The 20,219-nt window shown below is 62.9% G+C and carries 22 protein-coding genes; 16 read left to right on the forward strand and 6 right to left on the reverse strand.

Annotated elements, in window-relative coordinates:
• Positions 1–13: 13 nt before the first annotated feature.
• A complete protein-coding gene (locus tag VN11_RS10910) occupies positions 14–772 on the reverse strand; it encodes a hypothetical protein (protein WP_238581874.1) in 759 nt (252 codons plus the stop codon).
• A 122-nt stretch (positions 773–894) separates the two neighbouring features.
• On the opposite strand from VN11_RS10910, the gene VN11_RS10915 reads away from it, so the two are divergent.
• From VN11_RS10915 to VN11_RS10975, 13 genes are all read left to right on the forward strand, one after another.
• Positions 895–1,245, forward strand: a complete 351-nt coding sequence (locus VN11_RS10915) for a helix-turn-helix domain-containing protein (protein WP_043033515.1) — start codon at positions 895–897, stop codon at positions 1,243–1,245.
• A gap of 174 nt (positions 1,246–1,419) precedes the next feature.
• Complete coding sequence (gene copL / locus VN11_RS21815; protein ID WP_012480218.1) at positions 1,420–1,839, forward strand: transcriptional regulator CopL; 420 nt, start codon at positions 1,420–1,422, stop codon at positions 1,837–1,839.
• A gap of 113 nt (positions 1,840–1,952) precedes the next feature.
• Positions 1,953–3,821: a copper resistance system multicopper oxidase gene (locus VN11_RS10925; protein ID WP_012480217.1), complete on the forward strand. Its 1,869-nt coding sequence runs from the start codon at positions 1,953–1,955 to the stop codon at positions 3,819–3,821.
• The gene (locus VN11_RS10930; RefSeq protein WP_053449745.1) at positions 3,818–5,086 is read left to right on the forward strand and encodes a copper resistance protein B; all 1,269 of its coding nucleotides are present in this window, start codon (positions 3,818–3,820) and stop codon (positions 5,084–5,086) included. The genes VN11_RS10925 and VN11_RS10930 overlap by 4 nt, the downstream gene beginning before the upstream one ends.
• Positions 5,087–5,098: 12 nt before the next feature.
• Entirely contained in the window at positions 5,099–5,869 is a 771-nt protein-coding gene (locus VN11_RS10935; RefSeq protein ID WP_012480216.1) for a c-type cytochrome, read from the forward strand.
• A gap of 19 nt (positions 5,870–5,888) precedes the next feature.
• Positions 5,889–6,398, forward strand: coding sequence for a nuclear transport factor 2 family protein (locus tag VN11_RS10940; protein WP_238581875.1), 510 nt, complete (start codon positions 5,889–5,891; stop codon positions 6,396–6,398).
• 14 nt (positions 6,399–6,412) lie between these two features.
• Positions 6,413–6,937 (forward strand): DUF411 domain-containing protein, encoded by a 525-nt coding sequence (locus VN11_RS10945; protein ID WP_012480214.1) that lies wholly within the window; start codon positions 6,413–6,415, stop codon positions 6,935–6,937.
• 70 nt (positions 6,938–7,007) lie between these two features.
• On the forward strand, positions 7,008–7,358 hold the full coding sequence (locus VN11_RS10950; protein WP_012480213.1) for a four-helix bundle copper-binding protein: 351 nt from the start codon (positions 7,008–7,010) through the stop codon (positions 7,356–7,358).
• A gap of 178 nt (positions 7,359–7,536) precedes the next feature.
• A complete protein-coding gene (copC, locus tag VN11_RS10955) occupies positions 7,537–7,920 on the forward strand; it encodes a copper homeostasis periplasmic binding protein CopC (protein WP_005413416.1) in 384 nt (127 codons plus the stop codon).
• 10 nt (positions 7,921–7,930) lie between these two features.
• Positions 7,931–8,860: a copper homeostasis membrane protein CopD gene (gene copD, locus VN11_RS10960; RefSeq protein ID WP_017354978.1), complete on the forward strand. Its 930-nt coding sequence runs from the start codon at positions 7,931–7,933 to the stop codon at positions 8,858–8,860.
• 247 nt (positions 8,861–9,107) lie between these two features.
• Positions 9,108–11,243 (forward strand): copper-transporting P-type ATPase, encoded by a 2,136-nt coding sequence (locus VN11_RS10965; RefSeq protein WP_024957401.1) that lies wholly within the window; start codon positions 9,108–9,110, stop codon positions 11,241–11,243.
• Positions 11,244–11,271: 28 nt separating this feature from the next.
• Complete coding sequence (locus VN11_RS10970; protein WP_005413412.1) at positions 11,272–11,547, forward strand: hypothetical protein; 276 nt, start codon at positions 11,272–11,274, stop codon at positions 11,545–11,547.
• A gap of 74 nt (positions 11,548–11,621) precedes the next feature.
• The gene (locus tag VN11_RS10975) at positions 11,622–12,173 is read left to right on the forward strand and encodes a DUF305 domain-containing protein (protein WP_053449747.1); all 552 of its coding nucleotides are present in this window, start codon (positions 11,622–11,624) and stop codon (positions 12,171–12,173) included.
• A gap of 29 nt (positions 12,174–12,202) precedes the next feature.
• Here the strand turns inward: VN11_RS10975 and VN11_RS22960 are convergent, their stop codons facing one another.
• Complete coding sequence (locus VN11_RS22960) at positions 12,203–12,409, reverse strand: arginase family protein (protein ID WP_005413410.1); 207 nt, start codon at positions 12,407–12,409, stop codon at positions 12,203–12,205.
• Between VN11_RS22960 and VN11_RS10985 the strand changes: the two genes are divergently transcribed.
• From VN11_RS10985 to VN11_RS22710, 3 genes are read left to right on the forward strand one after another with little or no spacing between them, the layout of a single operon-like run.
• A complete protein-coding gene (locus VN11_RS10985) occupies positions 12,327–12,767 on the forward strand; it encodes a TonB-dependent receptor (protein ID WP_238581876.1) in 441 nt (146 codons plus the stop codon). The two genes, VN11_RS22960 and VN11_RS10985, sit on opposite strands and share 83 nt — an antisense overlap.
• A gap of 26 nt (positions 12,768–12,793) precedes the next feature.
• The gene (locus VN11_RS10990) at positions 12,794–13,339 is read left to right on the forward strand and encodes a hypothetical protein (RefSeq protein WP_238581877.1); all 546 of its coding nucleotides are present in this window, start codon (positions 12,794–12,796) and stop codon (positions 13,337–13,339) included.
• A complete protein-coding gene (locus VN11_RS22710) occupies positions 13,336–13,623 on the forward strand; it encodes a DUF4198 domain-containing protein (protein ID WP_238581878.1) in 288 nt (95 codons plus the stop codon). The genes VN11_RS10990 and VN11_RS22710 overlap by 4 nt, the downstream gene beginning before the upstream one ends.
• 104 nt (positions 13,624–13,727) lie before the next feature.
• Here VN11_RS22710 and VN11_RS10995 read toward each other — a convergent pair whose 3' ends face one another.
• From VN11_RS10995 to VN11_RS11010, 4 genes are all read right to left on the reverse strand, one after another.
• Complete coding sequence (locus tag VN11_RS10995; RefSeq protein ID WP_053449749.1) at positions 13,728–16,868, reverse strand: efflux RND transporter permease subunit; 3,141 nt, start codon at positions 16,866–16,868, stop codon at positions 13,728–13,730.
• Entirely contained in the window at positions 16,865–18,379 is a 1,515-nt protein-coding gene (locus VN11_RS22845) for an efflux RND transporter periplasmic adaptor subunit (protein ID WP_005413406.1), read from the reverse strand. The genes VN11_RS10995 and VN11_RS22845 overlap by 4 nt, the downstream gene beginning before the upstream one ends.
• Complete coding sequence (locus tag VN11_RS11005) at positions 18,376–19,680, reverse strand: TolC family protein (protein WP_187299805.1); 1,305 nt, start codon at positions 19,678–19,680, stop codon at positions 18,376–18,378. Before VN11_RS11005 ends, VN11_RS22845 begins: the two co-directional genes overlap by 4 nt.
• 73 nt (positions 19,681–19,753) lie before the next feature.
• On the reverse strand, positions 19,754–20,149 hold the full coding sequence (locus VN11_RS11010; protein ID WP_012480207.1) for a hypothetical protein: 396 nt from the start codon (positions 20,147–20,149) through the stop codon (positions 19,754–19,756).
• Between the last annotated feature and the right edge of the window lie 70 nt (positions 20,150–20,219).

A 20,219-nucleotide genomic window follows, 5' to 3' on the forward strand; every position in this document is an offset into this window, starting at 1 on the left:
GCTCGTTTGTCTGCTAGCGGCTGGGGTGGCGCTCACCTGTCCAGTACGCCCATTCCATAGGGACGACCCAATCTACAAACAGTTTGGCTACTGAGGACTCCGGTGCCAAATGATAGGGCTTGAACATGCCTTGCTCGGGCGAACTGGTCATCAGGTAGCGCAGGCGCTTCTGGACCTCCTGAAAGATGGCTTCCCGCACATGGGCGCTGTCGTGCACGCCAAGACGCATCGCCACCGAGGCACCTTGGCGTACCGCCGCCCAGCAGCAGTAACGCCACCGCGCGATCGGCAAGCCCCGCGGTCCGGATTGAAAGACGAACCCCACATCACGTGCCCAGCCTGGGTCGAAGTGATGTTTGAGCAATTGCTGCTCCAGAAACTGCTCGGTCTCCCAGAGTGCAAGTTCATCCCACAGCTCCAGTTTCGCGTCCGCCAAGTCTACATCGTGTGCCATATAGCCGAGTTGGTCTTCCAGCACCGGGAGCAGGTGCCTGCGCTCGTGGGTAGACCAGGCGAAAGCCCATTGCAGATCTTCGATGGGCGTGACCTCGGCATCGGGGCGGATCTGCCATCGATCCGCTGGCCAGGGAACTTGGATCAAGGCCAAGTCTCGCAGCGTGTCCAGCACCAGCAAGGTGGAGCGGCGTGTGGGCGCCACCGGTAGGCGTCGTAGCTGCGCGGCTAACAGTGCGGCTAGGAAAAGGGTGCCACGAAGGCCCAACTCCTCGATGCTGGCGACCCCAGATGGCGTCATTGACGAGGTTCCGGGCATGCGGTTTCCGGGGATGAGGGAGCGGCGTGGCTCCTGGGGGGGGGGCGGCGCTACCGGTGTCGCCGGTTGCCTCAAAGCTAAGAATATGTTAGTATGCAAGGCAGGGTACATCCGCCATCCTTATGGGGTCTCCATGGGGTGCGCGCGTGACTTTGTCCGTCGACTCAACACCGACCTTCGCTCGACGCCTCAAACAAGCCCGCCTGCACACGGGTTTGTCGCAGAAGGAGTTGGGCATCCGGGCCGGTCTGGATCCTCACGTGGCCAGCCCCCGAATCAACCAGTACGAGCGTGGCAAGCACGAGCCCATGCTGGAGATTGCTGAGCGGTTGGCCCAAGCGTTGGGGATCCCCGCCGCCTTCCTTTACACCGACGATGATCTGCTGGCCAAGTTGCTCCTGCGCTGGGGCTCGCTAAGCAAGCAGCAGAAGCGCGAGTTGGTGAAGCTGATCGAGGCCACGCCCGAGAAGTAAACCGAACAAGCGCTCGCCCTATGGGCAACTCTTCGCCTCAACCCGCCCTTTGGGCGCTTCTGGAGGGAGCTGCAGTGTCCGCGGCTAGTGCGACTGACAAGTCGCGACATCTCAGGCTTACTTGAGATTATGTTCACGACCGATACACACGCGCCTTGTCTAAAGTGATATACCATGTCGCCCGTGTCAGCCTCCTCACTTCTACTGCGACTGTTCCTGATCGCCATGCTCGTGCTTAACGGCGCGTGGTCGGCGTTTGCGTCCGTCAGTATGAACCCGGTCATGGAAGAGCAGGCCAGCGAAGTGGCTGCCGCGGTGCAAGTCGACGAAGACTGCTTCGCCCATCACAGTGCTGAGCATCATCCCGATGCCACATCGATTGAAAAGGCTGGCACTGGGCATGGCGACCATGCCGGTCCCGACTGTTGCAAGTCTTCTGCGTGCCGGTGCGCCTGCGTACACGCTTGCGCGAGCGCACTTCCTGCGCGCCTGCATGTTTCGGTGCAACTGGCCTTGGGCCTGGATGTCATGCCGCTGCCCCTAGGGCATGCGGCACCTGCCTTGCCTCATCTGATCCGACCACCGATCGGCTAAGCGTCCCTAGGCGCCGCAATGGCGCCGTTGGTGTGGCTTGCATGCCTGTTTAGGCCAGCCGCCCGCTCTGTACCACCGCCCGCCGGTGGCAACACGACGCTTGGAGCATTTTCATGTCGCATGATGATTTTCGTGGTCCACGCGGTGGACCGCTGCTGCCTTCGCGGCGGCGATTTGTCCAAGGCTTGGCCTTGGGAGGCGCAGTCGCAGGATTAGGTTTCTGGCCCAAAGCCAGTTGGGCGCTCAAGGGGCCGGGACAACCCAACGTACTATCGGGCACTGAGTTTGACCTGACCATTGGCGAGACGCCGATGAACTTCACCGGCAAGACCCGCACCGCGATCACGGTCAACGGGTCCGTTCCGGCGCCGTTGCTGCGGTGGCGGGAAGGCACCACGGTCAACTTGCGCGTCTCTAATGCATTGCCCGCTAACTCCATCCATGGCGCGGACACCTCCATCCATTGGCACGGCATCATTTTGCCGGCCAACATGGACGGCGTGCCGGGTCTGAGCTTTGACGGTATCGGACGTGGTGAGACCTACCACTACCGGTTCACCCTGCATCAGGGCGGAACCTACTGGTACCACAGCCACTCAGGGTTCCAGGAACAAGCCGGGCTCTATGGCCCGATCGTCATCGACCCATTGGAGCCGGAGCCCTTCAGTTTCGATCGCGACTACGTCGTGATGCTGAGCGATTGGACAGACCTGGACCCGACGGCCCTGTTCGATCGTTTGAAGAAGATGCCGGGCCATGACAATTACTACAAGCGCACGGTCGGCGATTTTGCGCGCGATGTGAAGCGCAACGGCCTGTCGGCCACGTTGGAAGATCGCAAGATGTGGGGCGTGATGCGGATGACGCCCACGGACCTGTCCGACGTCAACGCCAACACCTACACCTACCTGATGAACGGCACGACCTCACTGGGCAACTGGACCGGTTTGTTCCGCAGTGGCGAGAAGGTGCGCCTGCGTTTCATCAATGGCTCTGCCATGACGTACTTCGATGTGCGTATTCCGGGGCTGAAGATGACCGTGGTGGCGGCAGATGGCTTGTATGTCCATCCGGTTTCCGTCGACGAGTTCCGCATCGCGGTAGCAGAAACCTTCGATGTGATCGTGGAGCCCTCCGGGCAGGACGCATTCACCATCTTTGCCCAAGACTCCGGTCGCACCGGCTACATCAGCGGCACGCTCGCTGTGCGCGAAGGATTACGCGCGCCCGTTCCGTCTGTGGATCCCCGGCCGCTGCTGACGATGGCAGACATGGGCATGGATCATGGGTCGATGGATATGTCTGGCGGCAGCAAGGGCATGGAAGGCGGCTGTGGTGCGGCCATGGGCATGCCTGGCATGACCCCACCTGTCAGCGGTAACGCGACCTCGGCCCATGCAGGCCATGCGATGCCCGCCGCCGGCGATGGTGCCATGGCAGGCATGCAGCACGGGGGCATGCAATCACACCCTGCTAGCGAGACCAACAATCCCCTGTTGGACAACCAAGCCATGAGCGTGAGTTCGCGCTTGGATGATCCGGGCAATGGCCTGCGCGATAACGGCCGTCATGTGCTGACGTATTCCATGCTCAAGAGCACCTTTGAAGACCCTGACGGACGCGACCCCGGTCGCGAGATCGAGCTGCATCTGACCGGACACATGGAGAAATTCTCCTGGGGCTTCAACGGTCAGAAGTTTTCCGATGTCGAGCCGCTGCGGCTGAACTACGGCGAGCGTATGCGCATCGTATTGGTTAACGACACGATGATGACCCATCCCATCCATTTGCACGGCATGTGGAGTGACGTGGAGGACGACAACGGCAACTTCATGGTGCGCAAGCACACGGTGGATATGCCGCCAGGTAGCCGACGCACGTATCGCGTGCGTGCCGATGCGTTGGGCAGCTGGGCGTTCCATTGCCACCTGCTTTATCACATGGAAGCCGGAATGATGCGCACGGTGAGGGTCGACGAATGAACATCAATAGACGCGATACCACCCTGACTGCGCTGACGGCTATCTCGCTGGCCCTGGCCAATGCGGCCAGCGCCCAATCTATGCAGCACGGCTCCATGCAGATGGAGCAGGGCGCGCAGACCCAGACTCAGGATCACTCTGCACATCAGGCACCGACATCAAAACCTGCGCCAGCCCAAAAGCCTGCAACACCGGCCAAGACGAGCGAAGCGACGATCGATCATGCGGCGATGGGCCACGCCGAGCCGCAGGCTAACGCAGCCGAGCCTGCCATGCAGGGCATGGACCATTCGCAGATGGGGCACGGCTCGCCCGCGAGCACACCTGCGGCGCCCACAGCGCAGGCGCAGTCGATGCAGGGCATGGATCACAGTCAGATGGCACAGCCCGCTGCAGCCGACACCTCCGGCACGGCCACGCCTGCGATGCAGGGGATGGACCATTCGCAGATGGGCCATGATTCGCCCGCGCCCGCTACACCAGAAGCGGGAATGCAATCGATGGAGGGCATGGACCACAGTCAGATGGGACACGGGCCTGCAGCGCCAACGCAGCCGCGCACCCCGATTCCCGCGGTGACGGACGCGGATCGCAAGGCGGCCATCGCGCCGGAACACGCGCATCCGGTGCATGACAACTCGATCAAGAGCTACGTGCTGCTCAATCGCCTGGAAACCTGGGATGTCGATCCGGGCACCGGGCTGGGCTGGGAGGGCCAGGGCTGGATCGGTACGGACCTCAATCGCGTCTGGCTCCGCAGTGAAGGCGAACGCACGGATGGTCAGACCGAGTCGGCTGATCTGGAAGTGCTTTACGGCCGCAGTATCTCCACGTGGTGGGATGTGGTGGCCGGTGTGCGTCATGACTTCAAGCCTGGGGCATCGCAGAACTTCGCCGCTATCGGTGTACAGGGCTTGGCGCCGATGAAGTTCGAAGTGTCCGCCACAGCCTATCTCGGCGAAGGGGGCCAGACTGCCGCCAATGTCGAGGCCGAGTACGAATTGCTGCTAACCAACCGGCTGATCTTGCAGCCGCTGGTGGAAGTCACCGCCTATGGCAAGAACGATCCATTGCGCGGGATAGGTTCGGGTCTGAGTGCCGCTGAGGCGGGGCTACGACTTCGCTATGAGTTCACCCGAAAGTTCGCTCCCTACATCGGCGTGGTGTACGAGCGCGCGTTTGGCAATACCGCAGACATGCGACGCGAGCATGGCGAGTCCTTTGAAGACACGCGCGTGGTCATCGGCCTTCGTACCTGGTTCTAAGGGGAACTGACAATGAAATCCAACAAAAAGATGTGGGTATGGCTCGGTGCCGGCGTGGCATTGGTTGCGGTGGTCGCAACCGCCACGGTCTCTCTGGGCGTGTACAACGTGGCCGCCGACGATCCGCATAGTCGCCCGGTGTATGCGCTACTTGAAACGGCGCGCGAGCGTTCCATTGAGGTGCGCGCCGCCAAGCTTCAGCTACCCACGAACCTTGATGATCCTGAGCGTATCCGCCAGGGTGCGGGCAACTACAACGCCATGTGCGTGACCTGCCATCTTTCACCAGACGCGGCGGCCACCGAGATGAGCAAGGGCCTGTACCCCGCGCCACCGAACCTAAGCAAACAGCCGGTCGCTCCAGCTGAGGCGTTCTGGGTGATCAAGCACGGCATCAAGGCCAGCGGCATGCCCGCTTGGGGCGGCAGCATGGACGATGAGTTCATATGGAACATGTCGGCCTTCCTGCAGAAGTTGCCCACGCTGGACGCGACTGCGTACAAGGAACTTGTCGACAGCAGCGAGGGCCATTCGCATGGCGGCGGCGAGACGCAAGGCCACCATGACGACGAAAAGGCCGAGGATCACCCTGCCTTATTCGAGCCGGGCAACAACTCCATGCCGCATGCGCACCCGCCGGGCGTGGACGACGATCACCACGGCCCGACACCCAGCGACACGGAAGTCGGGTTGGTGAGCCACGGCCATCCCGACGGCAAGGTGGAGTCGCACCCTGCACCACACACGCCCGTGGCCGATGACGGCCATGCGCACACCCATTGATCTCCTTGGAGCCCACGCAATGAACGCAACAGCAATCTCGTTCACCCTCGCACTGGCACTGGCCGTCGTGTCCCCCGCAATGGCGCAGGCGACACAGCCGCACGCACATCACCCCGCTGCCGCGGCATCTGCGGACGTCGACGTCCCAGTCACTGCAGAGGCCGCGGTCGCCGTAGCGGAGCGTTTCAACAGGGCCCTGTCTAGCGGCGATCTGGCCACGGTCGAAGCCCTGCTCGCTGCCGACGTTCTCATCCTCGAGTCCGGGGGCGCCGAACGCAGCCGCGAGGAATACATGGGCCATCACGCAGTCAGCGATGCGGCGTTCCTCAAGAGCGCCCATCGCCAGCTGCTCCGTCAGCGCGCACGAGCCGCTGGCGAGTTCGCGTGGGTCGGAACCGAAAGCGAGTTGCATGCCCAGAAGGACGGCCAGCCACTGACCGTCCAGAGCGACGAGACGATGGTGCTGAAGGAGACCGCGGACGGCTGGCGGATCGTCCACATCCACTGGTCCTCGCGGACCAAGCGCTGAGTCGAGAGATTGAAATGACTACGCTCACATTGCACCGTCTGACTTTTGTGGTCCTTGCCGTGGCTGGTCTGGGTGCTTGCACCCAGGATGCTTCATCCGCGCAACCCACAACCTCGCCCTCCGCACAGGTTGTCGTCCAATCAGCCGACGCGACTCCAGCAGCCCTGCCACGCATGACCGTCCACAAGACCCCGACCTGCGGGTGCTGCGGTGTCTGGATCGACCACGTGCAGAAGGCGGGATTCACCGTGGATGTGCACGACATGGATGACCTGGGTCTGGTCAAGGAGCGGTTGGGTGTCCCCTATGCAAAGGGCTCCTGCCACACGGCCGAGATCGGCGGATACGTCATCGAAGGCCACGTTCCGGCCGCGGACATCAAGCGTCTCCTCGAAGAAAAGCCGAACGCACGCGGCCTGGTCCTCCCAGGGATGCCGCTTGGTTCTCCGGGCATGGAGGTCCCGGAGGGACGCCAGCAGCCGTTCACGGTCGAGCTGATCCATCGCGACGGAACCACTGAACCGTTCGCACAGCACTGATCCGTCGCAGCAACAGGGGACGGTGTTGCGGGCGCGCCGATTCTCGCCCGCGAGGAAGAAGGAGAACTACATGACTCACCATTCCGCAGCACACCGGCCCCAGGCCATGAACGAGTGCATCGACAACTGCACGCAATGCCATGCGATCTGCCTGGAGACCATCAACTACTGCCTGACCAAAGGAGGTGTTCACGCGGCCCCGGAGCACATCGCCCTGTTGGCGACGTGTGCCGATACCTGCGCAACCAGTGCCGACGCGATGCTGCGCGGTGCCAGCGTTCACGACGTGGTTTGCGGTGCCTGCGCGGAGATCTGCCGCCAGTGCGCCGATGCATGCGACGCCATGAACGACCCTGAGATGACGCGCTGCGCCGAAGTTTGTCGCCGCTGCGCGGAAAGCTGCAGCGCCATGGCAGCGTAATGCGTCGAGGATCCCGCCTGAGCCGGTGGGATCCTCGTCTCGCGAAAGCGGAAGTATCAAGAAAATCCGACAAATCGTGGTTTCAGTGACAGTCCGACATCTAACGCTTGTCGCATCGAACACAGCGCGGCCCCTCCCGAACGGGCTTTGCATCACATTCCAATGAGGATTTATCCATATGAAGTCGTCCAACGTCATTCGCTCCTTCGCGCTCGTCCTCGCAATCGCGGCCGGGCAGTTTTCGCTGCAGGTCGCGCACGCCCACGCCGCGCTGCAGCAGTCCACACCGGCGGCAAATGCGGTGGTGGCCTCGCCAGGCCAGATCGATCTCGTGTTCAACGAGACATTGATTCCGCGGGCGTCGCGTCTCAAGTTGCTCATGAAGCACGGCAGTTCCACCATGCCGATCGAGAATTTCACGACCGAGATCGTCAACAACGGCAAGACCCTGCGTGCCAAGTTGCCTGGACCGCTGGCTCCGGGCGTCTATACCGTGGAATACCGCGCCGTCGGTGGTGACAACCACCCCATGCCGGGCAGCTTCAGCTTCACGGTGCGCTGAGGAGTCGCGAATGTTCGACCTGTCGGCTTATGCACTGAGATTCTTGGAATACCTTGTCATCATGGTTCTTTTCGGGGTTCCACTCTTCGGTTGGTACGGGTCGCGTCGATCGGCACTCGCCGACGCCTTGGCCGGGTGGTCACTCATGGGCGTTCTATTGGCGGGTGCCGTAGCCGGTCTCGTGCTCACCGGGCTCGATGTCGTCTTCAAGACCGCGGGCATCATGGGAATGCCGCTTGCCGAGGTTGATCGCGCATCGCTTGGCTGGTATCTGCTCGAGACGTCCGCGGGCCGGGCAGCCATGGCGAGAGGCGCGCTGCTGGTCGCCCTGATGTTCGTGCTCGGATGGCATCGTCGCCGCGGGAAGGTGGAGACCGCCTTCCCGCTGGGGGCGATGCTGGCGGGCGGCGCACTCGCTTCGCTGGCATGGAACGGCCACGCCGCCGCTGGCGAGGGCTTGGCAGGCGCGGTCCGGCTTGCTGCAGGCATCGTCCATCTTCTCGCGGCAGGCGGCTGGATCGCAGCGGTCCTGATGTTCCTTGCCATGCTGCTGCGCGGCAAAGAGACGAACGGCAGCGGGCGTCTGCGATCAACGCATGACTTTCTGCATGGTTTTTCGACGCTGGGAACGATCTTCGTTGGTGCGCTCATCGTGTCCGGCATCGCGCACTACGGGGATCTCACCGCGTGGTCGTTTTCGGCCCTGTTCCAGAGCACCTACGGGAAGTTGCTGCTTTTCAAACTGGCCCTGTTCGCTGGAATGCTGGGTTTGGGAGCGCTGCACCGATGGACGCTGGTGCCGCGCTTGGAACGAGCGCTGACCAGCGGAGATCCCGCGCAGGAGGTGCGGGCTTTGCGGCAGAGTGTTACGGCTGAGGCCGCGCTGGCCATCTTGATCCTGATTGTTGTTTCAGTGCTCGGGACGCTCAGCCCCGAATAGCTGTGTAACCCGCAATGGCACACTGCCTTGGCAGTCCATCCCCACTAAAGCGAGCATCGGCATGAACTCACCGTCGTCCCATGACCATCACCATTCTGCAGGCGCAGCCCCTGTCGAGGCTGCGGATGGACGGGTCATCACCAATCCCGTCCGCTATACGGACGATGCTCCCCAGCAAGTTGAAGTGACCGCCCCAGCAGCGGTGGCCCAACCCAGCGGTACCCACGCCACGGTCTACACCTGCCCGATGCATCCGCAGATTCGTCAGCCAGGTCCCGGCACCTGTCCGATCTGCGGCATGGCGCTGGAGCCGGAGATGCCCTCGCTGGAGGAGGACGACAATCCAGAGTTACGCGATTTCACCCGAAGGTTCTGGTGGACGTTGCCTTTGACGTTGATCGTCCTGGTCTTGGCCATGCTGGGACACCGTCTGCCCGGCTTGTCCACGCAGGCGCGTACCTGGATTGAGCTCGTGCTGAGCGCCCCGGTGGTGCTCTGGGCGGGGTGGCCTTTCTTTGAGCGCTGCCTACAGTCCATCGGCAATCGCAGCCCCAACATGTGGACGCTGATCGGCATCGGCGTGGCCGCCGCGTTTGGCTACAGCGTGGTGGCCACCGTGGCACCGGACCTGTTTCCGGACTCTTTCCGCGAGCATGGACGGGTAGGGGTCTACTTCGAGGCGGCAGCGGTCATCGTCTCGCTCACCCTGCTCGGACAGCTGCTGGAACTGCGGGCGCGTTCCAAAACCTCGGCGGCCATCAAGTCCCTGCTGGGATTGGCGCCCAAGACGGCTCGCCGCGTCAAACCCGATGGGGGCGAAGAGGACGTTGCGCTGGATCACGTGCACGTGGGTGATCTGCTTCGAGTACGACCGGGCGAGAAGGTGCCGGTCGATGGGGAAGTCATCGAAGGCCGCGCCAGTGTCGATGAGTCGATGCTGACCGGTGAACCCATTCCGGTGGAGAAGGCTGTCGGTGATCACGTTATAGGCGCCACGCTCAACGGGACGGGCGCCTTAGTCATCCGGGCGGACAAAGTCGGATCCGGGACGGTACTGGCGCAGATTGTGCAGTTGGTAGCCCAAGCCCAGCGCTCCCGCGCGCCGATGCAGCGTATGGCGGACAAGGTGGCGTACTGGTTTGTCCTGGCCGTGCTGGCCACGGCGGTGCTCACGTTCTTCGGATGGGGTCTGTTTGGACCCGAACCGTCCTGGACCTTTGCCGTCCTCAATGCCGTATCGGTTCTGATCATTGCTTGCCCGTGTGCCTTGGGTTTGGCTACCCCCATGTCGATCATGGTCGCCACTGGCCGCGCTGCGCAGGTCGGGGTCCTGTTCCGCGATGCTCAGGCGATCGAGCAGCTACGTCTGATCGACACGTTGATCGTGGACAAGACCGGTACGTTGACCGAGGGGCGTCCAGCCTTTCGCGACACGCTCTCCAACGCCGGCTTCGACGCCGATCAGATCCTTTGTTTGGCCGGCAGCTTGGAGCAGGGCAGTGAGCACCCCTTGGCCGAGGCCATCGTGGCTGAAGCCCAGCGACGTGGCTTGAACCTGGTGGCCGCCCAAGATTTTGATTCGCTCACCGGCCAAGGCGTCCGCGGGCGCGTGTCCGATCAGGATGTCGTGCTCGGCAACCAAAGCCTGATGGCGTCGGTTGGCGCCGATGTAGCACCTTTGCAAAGCAGCGCCGAGCGTCTTCGGAAAGAAGGCGCTAGCGTGATGTTCCTGGCGGTCAATGGTCGGTTGGCCGGCGCCATTGCGGTGGCTGATCCCATCAAAGCCACGACCTTGCCTGCCTTGAACCTGCTACGTGCCGATGGCCTGCACGTGGTGATGGCCTCCGGTGACGCACAGGCGACGGCCGAGGCCGTGGGGCGCACGCTGGGCATCGAGGATGTGCGTGGTGGCGTCAAGCCGCAGGACAAGGCCGACCTGGTCCAGCAACTCAAAGCCCAGGGTCGTCGCGTGGCCATGGCTGGCGATGGCATCAACGATGCGCCGGCCCTGGCGGCAGCCGATGTGGGCATCGCGATGGGGACGGGCACGGATGTGGCCATGTCCAGCGCCCAGCTCACCCTGGTCAAGGGTGATTTGAGGCGCATCGTGCAAGCCCGTGCCATCTCGTCTTTGACGGTGGCCAATATGAAGCAGAACCTGGGCTTCGCCTTCGTCTACAACGCCATCGGCGTGCCTATCGCCGCCGGCTTGCTGTATCCCAGCTTCGGCCTTTTGCTCAGTCCGATGATGGCGGCCCTGGCCATGAGCCTGAGCTCGGTTTCGGTGGTCACCAATGCCCTGCGTTTGTCCGGCTCCACCGTTGTTGCCACCCCCCACCCTGACCGCGCCGATGAGCCTGCGCGCGGCCATTCCTGTCACTGATGGCTCATATCCCACAAGGAGTACTGCAATGAAGCGTTATGCCTCCCTCTCGATGATGGCCTTGTTCCTGATGGCGGGCGCGGCCTTCGCCGGCGGCCAGACCACCACGCCCACCACCGACCACGGTCAGCACAAGCCGGCGGCGGCCGATGCCGATTTCACCAAGCTCGATGCCAACAAGGACGGCTCGCTGTCCAAGGAAGAACTGGCCAAGCACAAGCTGGCGCCGCACTTTGGCATGCTCGATAGCAACAAAGATGGCAAGCTGAGCCCGCAGGAATTCGCTGCCGGCAAGGGTATGTAAGTGTTCTCAGCCCGGGAGCTGTTCCAACAGTTCCCGGGTTCTTCCGCCGTTCTGCCATTCCCACGGAGATTGTTATGTCCTCTTCGCACGGTACGCACGAAAACGCGCAAGACCCGCAGTCCCAGCACGCAAAACCGCACGCCTCACACCAACCTGCCCACCAGGCACAACAAGGGCATCAAGGCCATTACGGCCGCCTGTTGTTGATGATGGGCCTGTCTTTCGTGGCCATGTACGCATTGATGTACGCAATGGTCGATCAGTGGGCTAACGTCTATAACAACGTGAACCAGTTCTACATGGCGGGCCTGATGGCCGCTCCCATGCTGCTGATCGAGCTGTGGCTAATGTCCAGCATGTACCCCGATCGCCGACGCAATCTGATTCTGGCTGGTCTGACGGTGGCGTTCATGCTGTTCTGCTGGTGGGGCATTCGCACTCAAGCAGCGGTCACTGACAAGCAGTTCATCCGTTCGATGATTCCCCACCACGCTGGCGCCATCCTGATGTGTGAGGAGAATCGTCTGAAGGATACTGAGTTGGTGAAGCTCTGCCAGGACATTATTACCTCGCAGACACAGGAGATCGCGCAAATGAAGCAGTTGCTGGCTGAGCGTTCCCATTAGCTCACTGCCTTTTGCCAGCCGATATCACTTCACTGAGCCTGCGCACTGACCATTCGGTGGATCAAACGCGCGGCCACACGTGCGGTGGCTTGATCCGGATCCAGGGGCGGACACAGTTCCGCCACGTCGACCACACGTACCTTGCCCGAGGCCATGACCAGATCCAGCAGGGCTTCCAGGACCTCCAGACTCACCCCGCGTGGGTTGGGGGCGCTCACGCCCGGGGCCACCACCATTGAGTACGCCGGCAAGATCACCAGCGGCTTGGGTAGCTACACCCAGTGGCGTGGCTTGGGCTCACTGCGTATGGGCAAGAACCGTTGGACCGGCGTCTATTCGGCGCAGTACATCGGCAGCGCGGACGACATCATCGCCGTGCCCGACACGATCGGCTCGCATGTGTCCAGCGTGGTGTACCACAGCCTGCAACTGAGCTACGGCATCAGGAAGAAATGGGATATCTCCGCCGGCGTTGAAAAAGTGCTCGATAAGAAGGCGCCGTTCGTGAAGAACAACCCCAACACCGACACCGACACCATGACGTACGACTTGCTGGGTCGTCGCTGGAATGTCCGCTTTGGTTACCACTGGTAAGCCACGATCACGAGGAGCTACACATCATGAGAAACACGCAACTATCCGCCACACTACTGCTGTTCGCTGTGGCCGGCAGTGCCGGTGCGCACGACCTGTTTGTCGCTTTCTCCAAGCCTGGCACCGCAGCGGGCGAGGCGAACACAGCGTTGGTGAACAATGGCACCTTCGATGAAAGTGCAGGTGCAGTCACCCGAGCGCGTCTACAGGACGTTTCGCTGAGTCAGGGCGGCGCTAAGGCTGCACCGGACTTGGCCAGTTGGAAAGAGGTCGGCAAGCAGAGCCAGCTCACCGTGCATCCGGCGGGCGAGGGCACCTATCTGCTGGGGGTCTCGACGATGGCCTCCACCAGCACGCGTACGGCCAGCGAGTTCGGCAAGTACCTGGAGTTGGAAGACTTGCCCGATACCCTGGCCACCTATGATGCGAGCAAGTTTCCCAAAGGGGTCACCTATAGCTATACCAAGCATGCTCGTACCATTGGACAGGTGGGCACAAAACTGACCGACGATTTCGCTGCCTCGCTGGGCTATCCGCTGGGATCCGCTTGGCCCGCAATCCTGGAAGCGTGAAGGTCGGCGAACAGCTGTCGTTCCAGGTGCTGCAGCAGGGCACGCCAGTGCCCAACCTACGCGTGTACGTCGGTCATCGTGCTGACGCACCGGTCAAGGGTGGGCACGGTAGCGCTACGCTCCTGCGCACCGATGCCCAAGGCCAAGCCAGTTTCCAGGTGACCACCGCCAAGACCTGGTACATCCACACCAATCACATGGTGCCCTCTACACAAAAGGGTTTGGATTTTGTGTCGGATCGGGCGTCGCTGAGCTTTGAGATTTCCCCGCACGCCGGGCACTGATAAGTAAGCATGTAGGCGGTACTCTCCCCTTTGACGCCAGTCATGACTTCTTCCATGACTGGCGTCTTTTTGTGGGGACTTACCTCAAGTGCTCAGTCTGTCTCTCATTGGTCGCCCCGCGCCGCGCGCAATCCACGTCGCCGCACTAGATAGAACGCTGCGGGAATCACCACCATAGAGAGCACCGGTGCGGTGAGCATGCCACCCAGCATCGGCGCGGCGATACGTTGCATGACCTCCGAGCCGGCACCGGCACCGACGAAAAGCGGAAACAACCCGGCCAGGATGACGGCTACCGTCATCGCCTTCGGGCGCACCCGTTGCACGGCGCCTTCGTAGATAGCCTCTTGCAGGGTAGACACATCTTCCGGCGCACCGCTGGCCAAGCGCTGCGCCCAGGCATGACGCAGGTACAGCAGCATGATGACGCCGAACTCAGCCGCAACGCCGCCCAGGGCGATGAATCCGATCATGCTGGCCACCGAAATCGCATGGCCCAGCCCCCAGATCAACCAGAAACCGCCCACCAACGCCAAGGGCAAGCTGAGCAGGATGATGGATACATCGCTAAGCCGGCGAAACACCATCCAGATGACCAGGAAGATGATCGCCAACGCCGCGGGCACCACCCATTGCAGGCGTGCCAAAGCCCGTTGCAGATACTCGTACTGCCCCGACCACGCCAGACCATAGCCGGCAGGCAAACTCACCTGGGTCTGCACCGCGGCTTGCAGGTCCTGGACCACCGATCCCAAGTCGCGATCGGCCACATCCACGTAGATGTAGCCCACCAACCGGCCGTTATCGCTCTTGAGCATCGGCGGGCCTGGGCTGATTGACAACTCCGCCACCTGGCTCAAGGTCAGTTGCACACCGCCTGGCGCGATCAGCGGCAGATCCTGCAAGGCCTGCAACGAGTCACGCTGGCCACGGGGGTAGCGCAAGACGATGGGATAGCGTTCGCGCCCCTCGATCGTTTCCCCGATTGGATCACCGCCAACGACCGTGGCAATCAGTTGCTGGAGTTGGCCTTGAGTGAATCCGTAACGTGCAGCGATTTCCGGGCGCACCTGTACATCGACATAGCGCCCACCCGTGACGCGTTCGGCCAGTGCCGAACTCACGCCGGGCACAGTCTTGGCCACCTGCTCGATCTGCTGGCTCAGGCGCTCGATCTGCTCCACATCGGGTCCGGAGACCTTGATCCCAATCAGGCTCTTGATGCCGGTGGCCAACATATCGATGCGATTGCGAATGGGCGGGACCCATAGGTTGGTCAGACCGGGAATCTTGACCGCTGCGTCCAACTCCTGGCGTAGCTTCTGGGGGGTCATGCCCGGGCGCCATTGATCCCGCGGCTTGAAGGTCACGGTGGTCTCAAACATTTCGATCGGTGCCGGATCGGTCGCACTTTCGGCACGGCCCGCCTTGCCGAACACGTGCTCAACCTCCGGTACGGTCTTGATCATCCGGCCCGAGAGCTGGAGCAACTGACGGGCCTTGTCGGCGGACAGGCCGGGCAGGGCCGTGGGCATGTACAACAGGCTGCCTTCTTCCAAGGGCGGCATGAACTCACTGCCCAACCGGCTAAAGGGGATCAAGGTGAGCACTAGCAGCAGGCCGCTGAGCAGCAAGGTGACACCGGGATGTTTGAGGACCCACAGCAGGATGGGCCGATAGCCAGCGATCAGGATGCGATTGATGGGGTTCTGCTGTTCCGGGCGGATGCGGCCGCGGATCAGGTAGCCCATCAAGACGGGGATCAAGGTCACCGACAACCCTGCTGCGGCGGCCATCGCGTAGGTCTTGGTGTAGGCCAGAGGCGAGAACAATCGCCCTTCCTGCGCCTGCAGGGCAAAAACCGGCACGAAAGACAGGGTGATGACCAGCAAGCTGGCGAACAGGGCCGGTCCGACCTCGGCCGCCGAGCGGGCCATCAGCTGCCAGCGCTCCTCACCCTGAGGTTCCCGGCCGTGCGCCTCCCGCCAGTGCTCCAGATGCTTGTGTGCATTTTCGATCATCACCACCGCTGCATCGACCATCGCACCAATGGCGATGGCGATGCCGCCTAATGACAGCAAGTTGGCGGAGATCCCCTGGGCGTGCATCACGATGAAGGCCGCCAGGATACCCAAAGGCAGGGTGATGACGGCCACCAACGCCGAGCGTAGGTGCCACAGGAACAGCAGGCATACCAGCGCTACGACCAGAAACTCTTCGCCAAGCTTGTGGGTGAGGTTGCGTACCGCATCCTGGATCAGCTCGGAGCGGTCGTACACCGGCACCACTTCCACGCCCTCGGGCAAGCTGGATTGCAACGCCTGCAGTCGCGCTTTGACGTTCCGAATGGCCCCCAAGGCATCCTTGCCGGTCCGCAGGACGATCACGCCGCCGGCCACCTCACCTTGACCATCCAACTCTGCGATACCACGACGGAAGACCGGCCCGCGACTGATCGTGGCCACCTCGCCGAGCAGGACGGGGATGCCGTCGTTGCCGGTTACCGGCACCTGTTCGAACGCCTCCTGTGTGCGCAGGTAGCCTTCGCTGCGCACCATCAGTTCGGCTTCGCCTTGTTCGATCACCGAGCCCCCGGTAGCGCCGTTGGCCGCATCCACCGCCTCGATGAGCTCGGCCACCGTCAGTCCACGGGCCGCCAACGCCTGCGGATCGGGCTGGATCTGCCAGGCGCGCACCGCACCGCCCACACTGGCTACTTCAGCCACGTCCGGCACGGTTTTTAGCTCATAACGAAGAAACCAGTCCTGCAACGCACGCAGCTGCCCCACATCACGTTGACCTGTCCGATCCACCAAGGCGTACTGGTAGATCCAGCCCAGTCCTGTCGCATCAGGACCCAGCGCCGGATTCACATTCGGCGGAAGTCGATCGCGTACCTGGCTCAAGTACTCGAGCACTCGAGAGCGCGCCCAGTAAAGATCAGTGGCATCGTCAAACAGGATGTAGACGAATGAATCACCGAAGAAGGAGAAGCCGCGTACCGCCTTCACGCCCGGCACGGACAACATCGTGGTGGCCAACGGGTAGGTGACCTGGTCTTCGATGATGCGCGGGGTTTGCCCCGCCCATTGCGCGCGGATGATGACCTGGGTATCGGACAGGTCCGGCAGCGCATCCAGCGGCGTGTTCTTTACCGACCAGATACCGACCACCGCCAGCAGCGCGGCGGCAACCAGCACCAGCACGCGATTGGCGATGCAAGCATGGATCAGGCGCGCGATCATGGTGTGCCCTCCATCGCTTCGGACATGACCTCGCTTGCCTGGCAATCAGCGGCTGCGGCGGGGCCGAACTTGGGTACCAACTGCATATCCATGAACGGTGACTTGCCCGGCTTGTCGAAATGCTTCTCCGGCACCATCGGGTCATACCAGTACTGCACCGGGCAGCGCGGCGGCGTAGAGGTGGAGGTGTCTGGCGCGACAGGCGCCGGCTGTCTGGACGGTGACGGCACGACAGTGCGTGGTTCGTGCCCGGCGTCATGGCGCTCGTGCACACCTGATGCGCTGGCAGGGCGTGTCGGTTGTGCAGCACCCAGGCGCTCCAACGCACCGGAGAGACTGGCTTCGGAGTCGAGCAAGAACTGACCCGAGACGACCACGCGTTCACCACCGGCCAAGCCTGCCACGATCTGCGTGCGCCCTTGCACGCTACGTCCCACACTCACCCGCACTGGCCGGAAGCTCCCGTCCGGATCCTGCACGATGACCCGGCTGTCCCGCCCGGTGGCGATCAGCGCCTCCGTGGGAACGACTGGCAGGGCCTGCTCGGCGTCGGGCTGCACCAGAACCTCGGCGAACATGCCCGGCACCAGCCGACGCTGCGGGTTGCGCAGCACAATTCGCGCCCGCTGCGTGCGACTAGCCATGTCGACCTGGGGAAGCAACGCCTGGATCTGTCCGGCAAAGCGCTCTGCCGGCCAGGCACTGACCGTGGCCTGCACTGAGGTCCCCGGCCGCAAGGTGCCCAGCGCTGCCTGGGGTACCGAGGCCTCCAGCCACAACGTGTCCAGCCCATTGATCTTGAACAGTGGCGTACCGGGCATCACCGTCTGTCCCTCGCGTGCCAGGATCTCGGTCACGACACCACTGTGGTCTGCGCTAAGCACGACGCCACTTCTGGCCGAGGCGCCAGAAGGAACACCCAACGAACGCAACCGTTGTTGCGCCGCACCCTGCAGCTCACGCGCGCCCGCGGACTGAGCTTGGCTCAGGGCATGTGCTTCGGCGATGGCCGCGTTCCATGCCGGGGCCTGCACGGTGGCCAGCGTTTGACCACGACGAACCTCGGTAAACGGCGCCTTTACCTGCACGTGGGTGATCAAGCCTTCCATGCGCGCACTGATCACGCTTTCCTGGGTCAGATCCCACGTCAGTGTGCCCGGCACGCGTACGGCAGTCCCTAGTAACTCTACCGTCACTTCCTGAGTGCGTATGCCCACGTTCTGCTGCAGGCGCGGATCGATCTGCGTTCCGCCCCCTATGGCCTCATCTGCGTATTTGGGCAGCAACTCCATATCCATGAACGGAGATTTGCCCGGCTTGTCGAATCGCTGCTCCGGCGCCATGGGGTCGTACCAGTACAGCACCTTGCGTGCTTGATCTGCGACGCTCGTGCCGGGGGGCGGGGTGGTATCAGAGGTTCGAGTCATCCAGGCGTAGCCGCCGGCAAAGCCGAGCGCCAGCAACCCGAGGGCCACGGCGAGCTGTGTGAGACGCGTCTTGGTCGGGCTCATGGCGTGTTCTCCTCATGGGGTAGCAGATAGGCCAGTGCCGCCCAGGCACGGCCCTGTTCGCCCAGCAGACGGGCGTTCTCCAGGTGCAATTCGATCTCATCGCGCCGCGCTTCCAGCCACGGCTGCAGGTCGGCACCGGCGCCGTAGGCGGCCAACGCCGTGCGTGCACGATCGCGCGCCAAAGGCAGGCTCTGCGTGTTCTGGCGCTCCAACTGGCCGGTTAACCCGCGCCATCGCGCTATCGCGCGTTGCACCGACTCGGCTTGGATGCGCCGGGCCTCATCGCGCTCTGCGGACACCGCCTCCAGCTCGGCCCGCCGTGCCGCGATGCCTCGTGCTTGGCGGTTCTTCTGGAACAGCGGCAGGCCCACACCCACTTCCACCATGAGCATGTCGCTGCGCGCCATGCCGTCGGGTGCGCGCTCGCGACGTCCGTAGGTGAGCTCCACACTCCAATCCGGGCGGGTTTCGGCCACGGCCGCATCCACCTGGGCCTGGGCTAAGCTCTCGCGTGCCTCCCAGCCCAGTAGTGGCGTGTGTTGGTCCAGTTTGGCCAGCAGTTGGGTGGGCTCCAATGGCAACTGCGAAAAATCCGGTGCCGCACCACTGGCCAAGATCGCCTCTGGTGCAATACCCAACCACCGCGCCAGGCCGGCCTGCGCGGCGGCGTGCTCCGCATGTACCTGCTCCAGGCGATTGTCCAACTGCAGTAGGGCGGCCTGGGCGGCAAGCACATCACTGGCCCCGGCCGTGCCGCCTGCCAAGCGAGCACGCGCCGCACGCTCGGCTATACGGGCCGGCTCGCGCAGACCTTCCAACGCATCTACGGCTTGCTGCGTACTCCACAGCTCGATCCAGGCCAGCGCGGCCGCTTGGGCCACCATCTGCTGTTCGGCCATCGACAGTGAGCGCGCTTGCGCCAGCGTCGCTTGCGCCAACGCGTGCTCGGCACGTCGTTTCGCACGCGCAGGAAACTCCTGCATCAGACCGATTTGCTGGGTGGTCATCTCATCGGCCCGCAAGCTGAAGGCATCGGGTCCGCTGACGGGCCAGTTCGCCAGCCCCACGATCAAACGTGGGTCGGGAAGCGCGCCAGCACGCGCGGCTTCTTCGGTACTGGCATCGATCTGCGATCGGCGCACCTGCAGGGTTGGGGCGTTAGCAAGCGCCCGTTGTAGGGCTTTTGTGTAGCTGATCGGGATAGCGGGCGATGCCGCCAGCACAGGACCACTGAGCGCCAGGGCAAACACGAACCCACACGCCATCTTGCGCCTTGCACGCAAGAAGAAAGACATCTCCATAAGACCTCCGGGAAACGACAACGAGCGCGCTGCAACGCATGCAGCACGAGCACGGGTCAATCCAGGAGGGGGCTTAAATCAGCAGGCTACAGAAGCGCTGCAGGGGAGGCGGATCGGACACGCACACCGGAACATCCCGATAGAACTGCGCGTGTACCGGTGGCAACAGAGCCTGCACCAGCGCGAAGGCGGCCAGCGCGGGCTGGTAAGGCACTTGAGGGGCCTTCGCATCGGCCGTGGCGATGTGATCGCGCTGGCAATGCTGGTCGCACAACGCCGGAGCATCGGGATCCGGCGTGGACATCTCTTCGCAACCGACCATCAGGGTCGCTTGTCCAGCTTCCACCGATTCCAGCGGACAGGCGTAAGCCACCAGCGCGAGTTGCTGCAGCAGCAGCGCCCACAGTCCCAGCCATGCCAGTCGGGCACGAGAACGGGGTCGCCGCCATCGCCTCAGCAGCCTCACCATGACAGCTCCCGCACGCCCGAAGCAGCGCCTGCGGACGCTGGGCAGATCAGGGCAGGGGACGTGCGAGCTC

It is taken from the genome of Stenotrophomonas maltophilia, from assembly GCF_001274595.1.
Lineage (GTDB): Bacteria > Pseudomonadota > Gammaproteobacteria > Xanthomonadales > Xanthomonadaceae > Stenotrophomonas > Stenotrophomonas forensis.

Excerpts from the sequence above, each read along its gene's own strand:
- copC (WP_005413416.1), top strand. The coding sequence starts at position 7,537 with ATGAAGTCGTCCAACGTCATTCGCTCCTTCGCGCTCGTCCTCGCAATC.
- VN11_RS10940 (WP_238581875.1), top strand. The coding sequence starts at position 5,889 with ATGAACGCAACAGCAATCTCGTTCACCCTCGCACTGGCACTGGCCGTC.
- VN11_RS10950 (WP_012480213.1), top strand. The coding sequence starts at position 7,008 with ATGACTCACCATTCCGCAGCACACCGGCCCCAGGCCATGAACGAGTGC.
- VN11_RS10970 (WP_005413412.1), top strand. The coding sequence starts at position 11,272 with ATGAAGCGTTATGCCTCCCTCTCGATGATGGCCTTGTTCCTGATGGCG.
- VN11_RS22845 (WP_005413406.1), bottom strand. The coding sequence starts at position 18,379 with ATGAGCCCGACCAAGACGCGTCTCACACAGCTCGCCGTGGCCCTCGGG.
- VN11_RS10975 (WP_053449747.1), top strand. The coding sequence starts at position 11,622 with ATGTCCTCTTCGCACGGTACGCACGAAAACGCGCAAGACCCGCAGTCC.
- VN11_RS10925 (WP_012480217.1), top strand. The coding sequence starts at position 1,953 with ATGTCGCATGATGATTTTCGTGGTCCACGCGGTGGACCGCTGCTGCCT.
- VN11_RS10930 (WP_053449745.1), top strand. The coding sequence starts at position 3,818 with ATGAACATCAATAGACGCGATACCACCCTGACTGCGCTGACGGCTATC.
- VN11_RS10945 (WP_012480214.1), top strand. The coding sequence starts at position 6,413 with ATGACTACGCTCACATTGCACCGTCTGACTTTTGTGGTCCTTGCCGTG.
- VN11_RS10965 (WP_024957401.1), top strand. The coding sequence starts at position 9,108 with ATGCATCCGCAGATTCGTCAGCCAGGTCCCGGCACCTGTCCGATCTGC.
- copL (WP_012480218.1), top strand. The coding sequence starts at position 1,420 with ATGTCGCCCGTGTCAGCCTCCTCACTTCTACTGCGACTGTTCCTGATC.
- copD (WP_017354978.1), top strand. The coding sequence starts at position 7,931 with ATGTTCGACCTGTCGGCTTATGCACTGAGATTCTTGGAATACCTTGTC.
- VN11_RS11010 (WP_012480207.1), bottom strand. The coding sequence starts at position 20,149 with ATGGTGAGGCTGCTGAGGCGATGGCGGCGACCCCGTTCTCGTGCCCGA.
- VN11_RS10915 (WP_043033515.1), top strand. The coding sequence starts at position 895 with ATGGGGTCTCCATGGGGTGCGCGCGTGACTTTGTCCGTCGACTCAACA.
- VN11_RS22960 (WP_005413410.1), bottom strand. The coding sequence starts at position 12,409 with ATGGTGGTGGCCCCGGGCGTGAGCGCCCCCAACCCACGCGGGGTGAGT.
- VN11_RS10995 (WP_053449749.1), bottom strand. The coding sequence starts at position 16,868 with ATGATCGCGCGCCTGATCCATGCTTGCATCGCCAATCGCGTGCTGGTG.
- VN11_RS10990 (WP_238581877.1), top strand. The coding sequence starts at position 12,794 with ATGAGAAACACGCAACTATCCGCCACACTACTGCTGTTCGCTGTGGCC.
- VN11_RS11005 (WP_187299805.1), bottom strand. The coding sequence starts at position 19,680 with ATGGAGATGTCTTTCTTCTTGCGTGCAAGGCGCAAGATGGCGTGTGGG.
- VN11_RS10935 (WP_012480216.1), top strand. The coding sequence starts at position 5,099 with ATGAAATCCAACAAAAAGATGTGGGTATGGCTCGGTGCCGGCGTGGCA.
- VN11_RS10985 (WP_238581876.1), top strand. The coding sequence starts at position 12,327 with ATGACCAGATCCAGCAGGGCTTCCAGGACCTCCAGACTCACCCCGCGT.
- VN11_RS10910 (WP_238581874.1), bottom strand. The coding sequence starts at position 772 with ATGCCCGGAACCTCGTCAATGACGCCATCTGGGGTCGCCAGCATCGAG.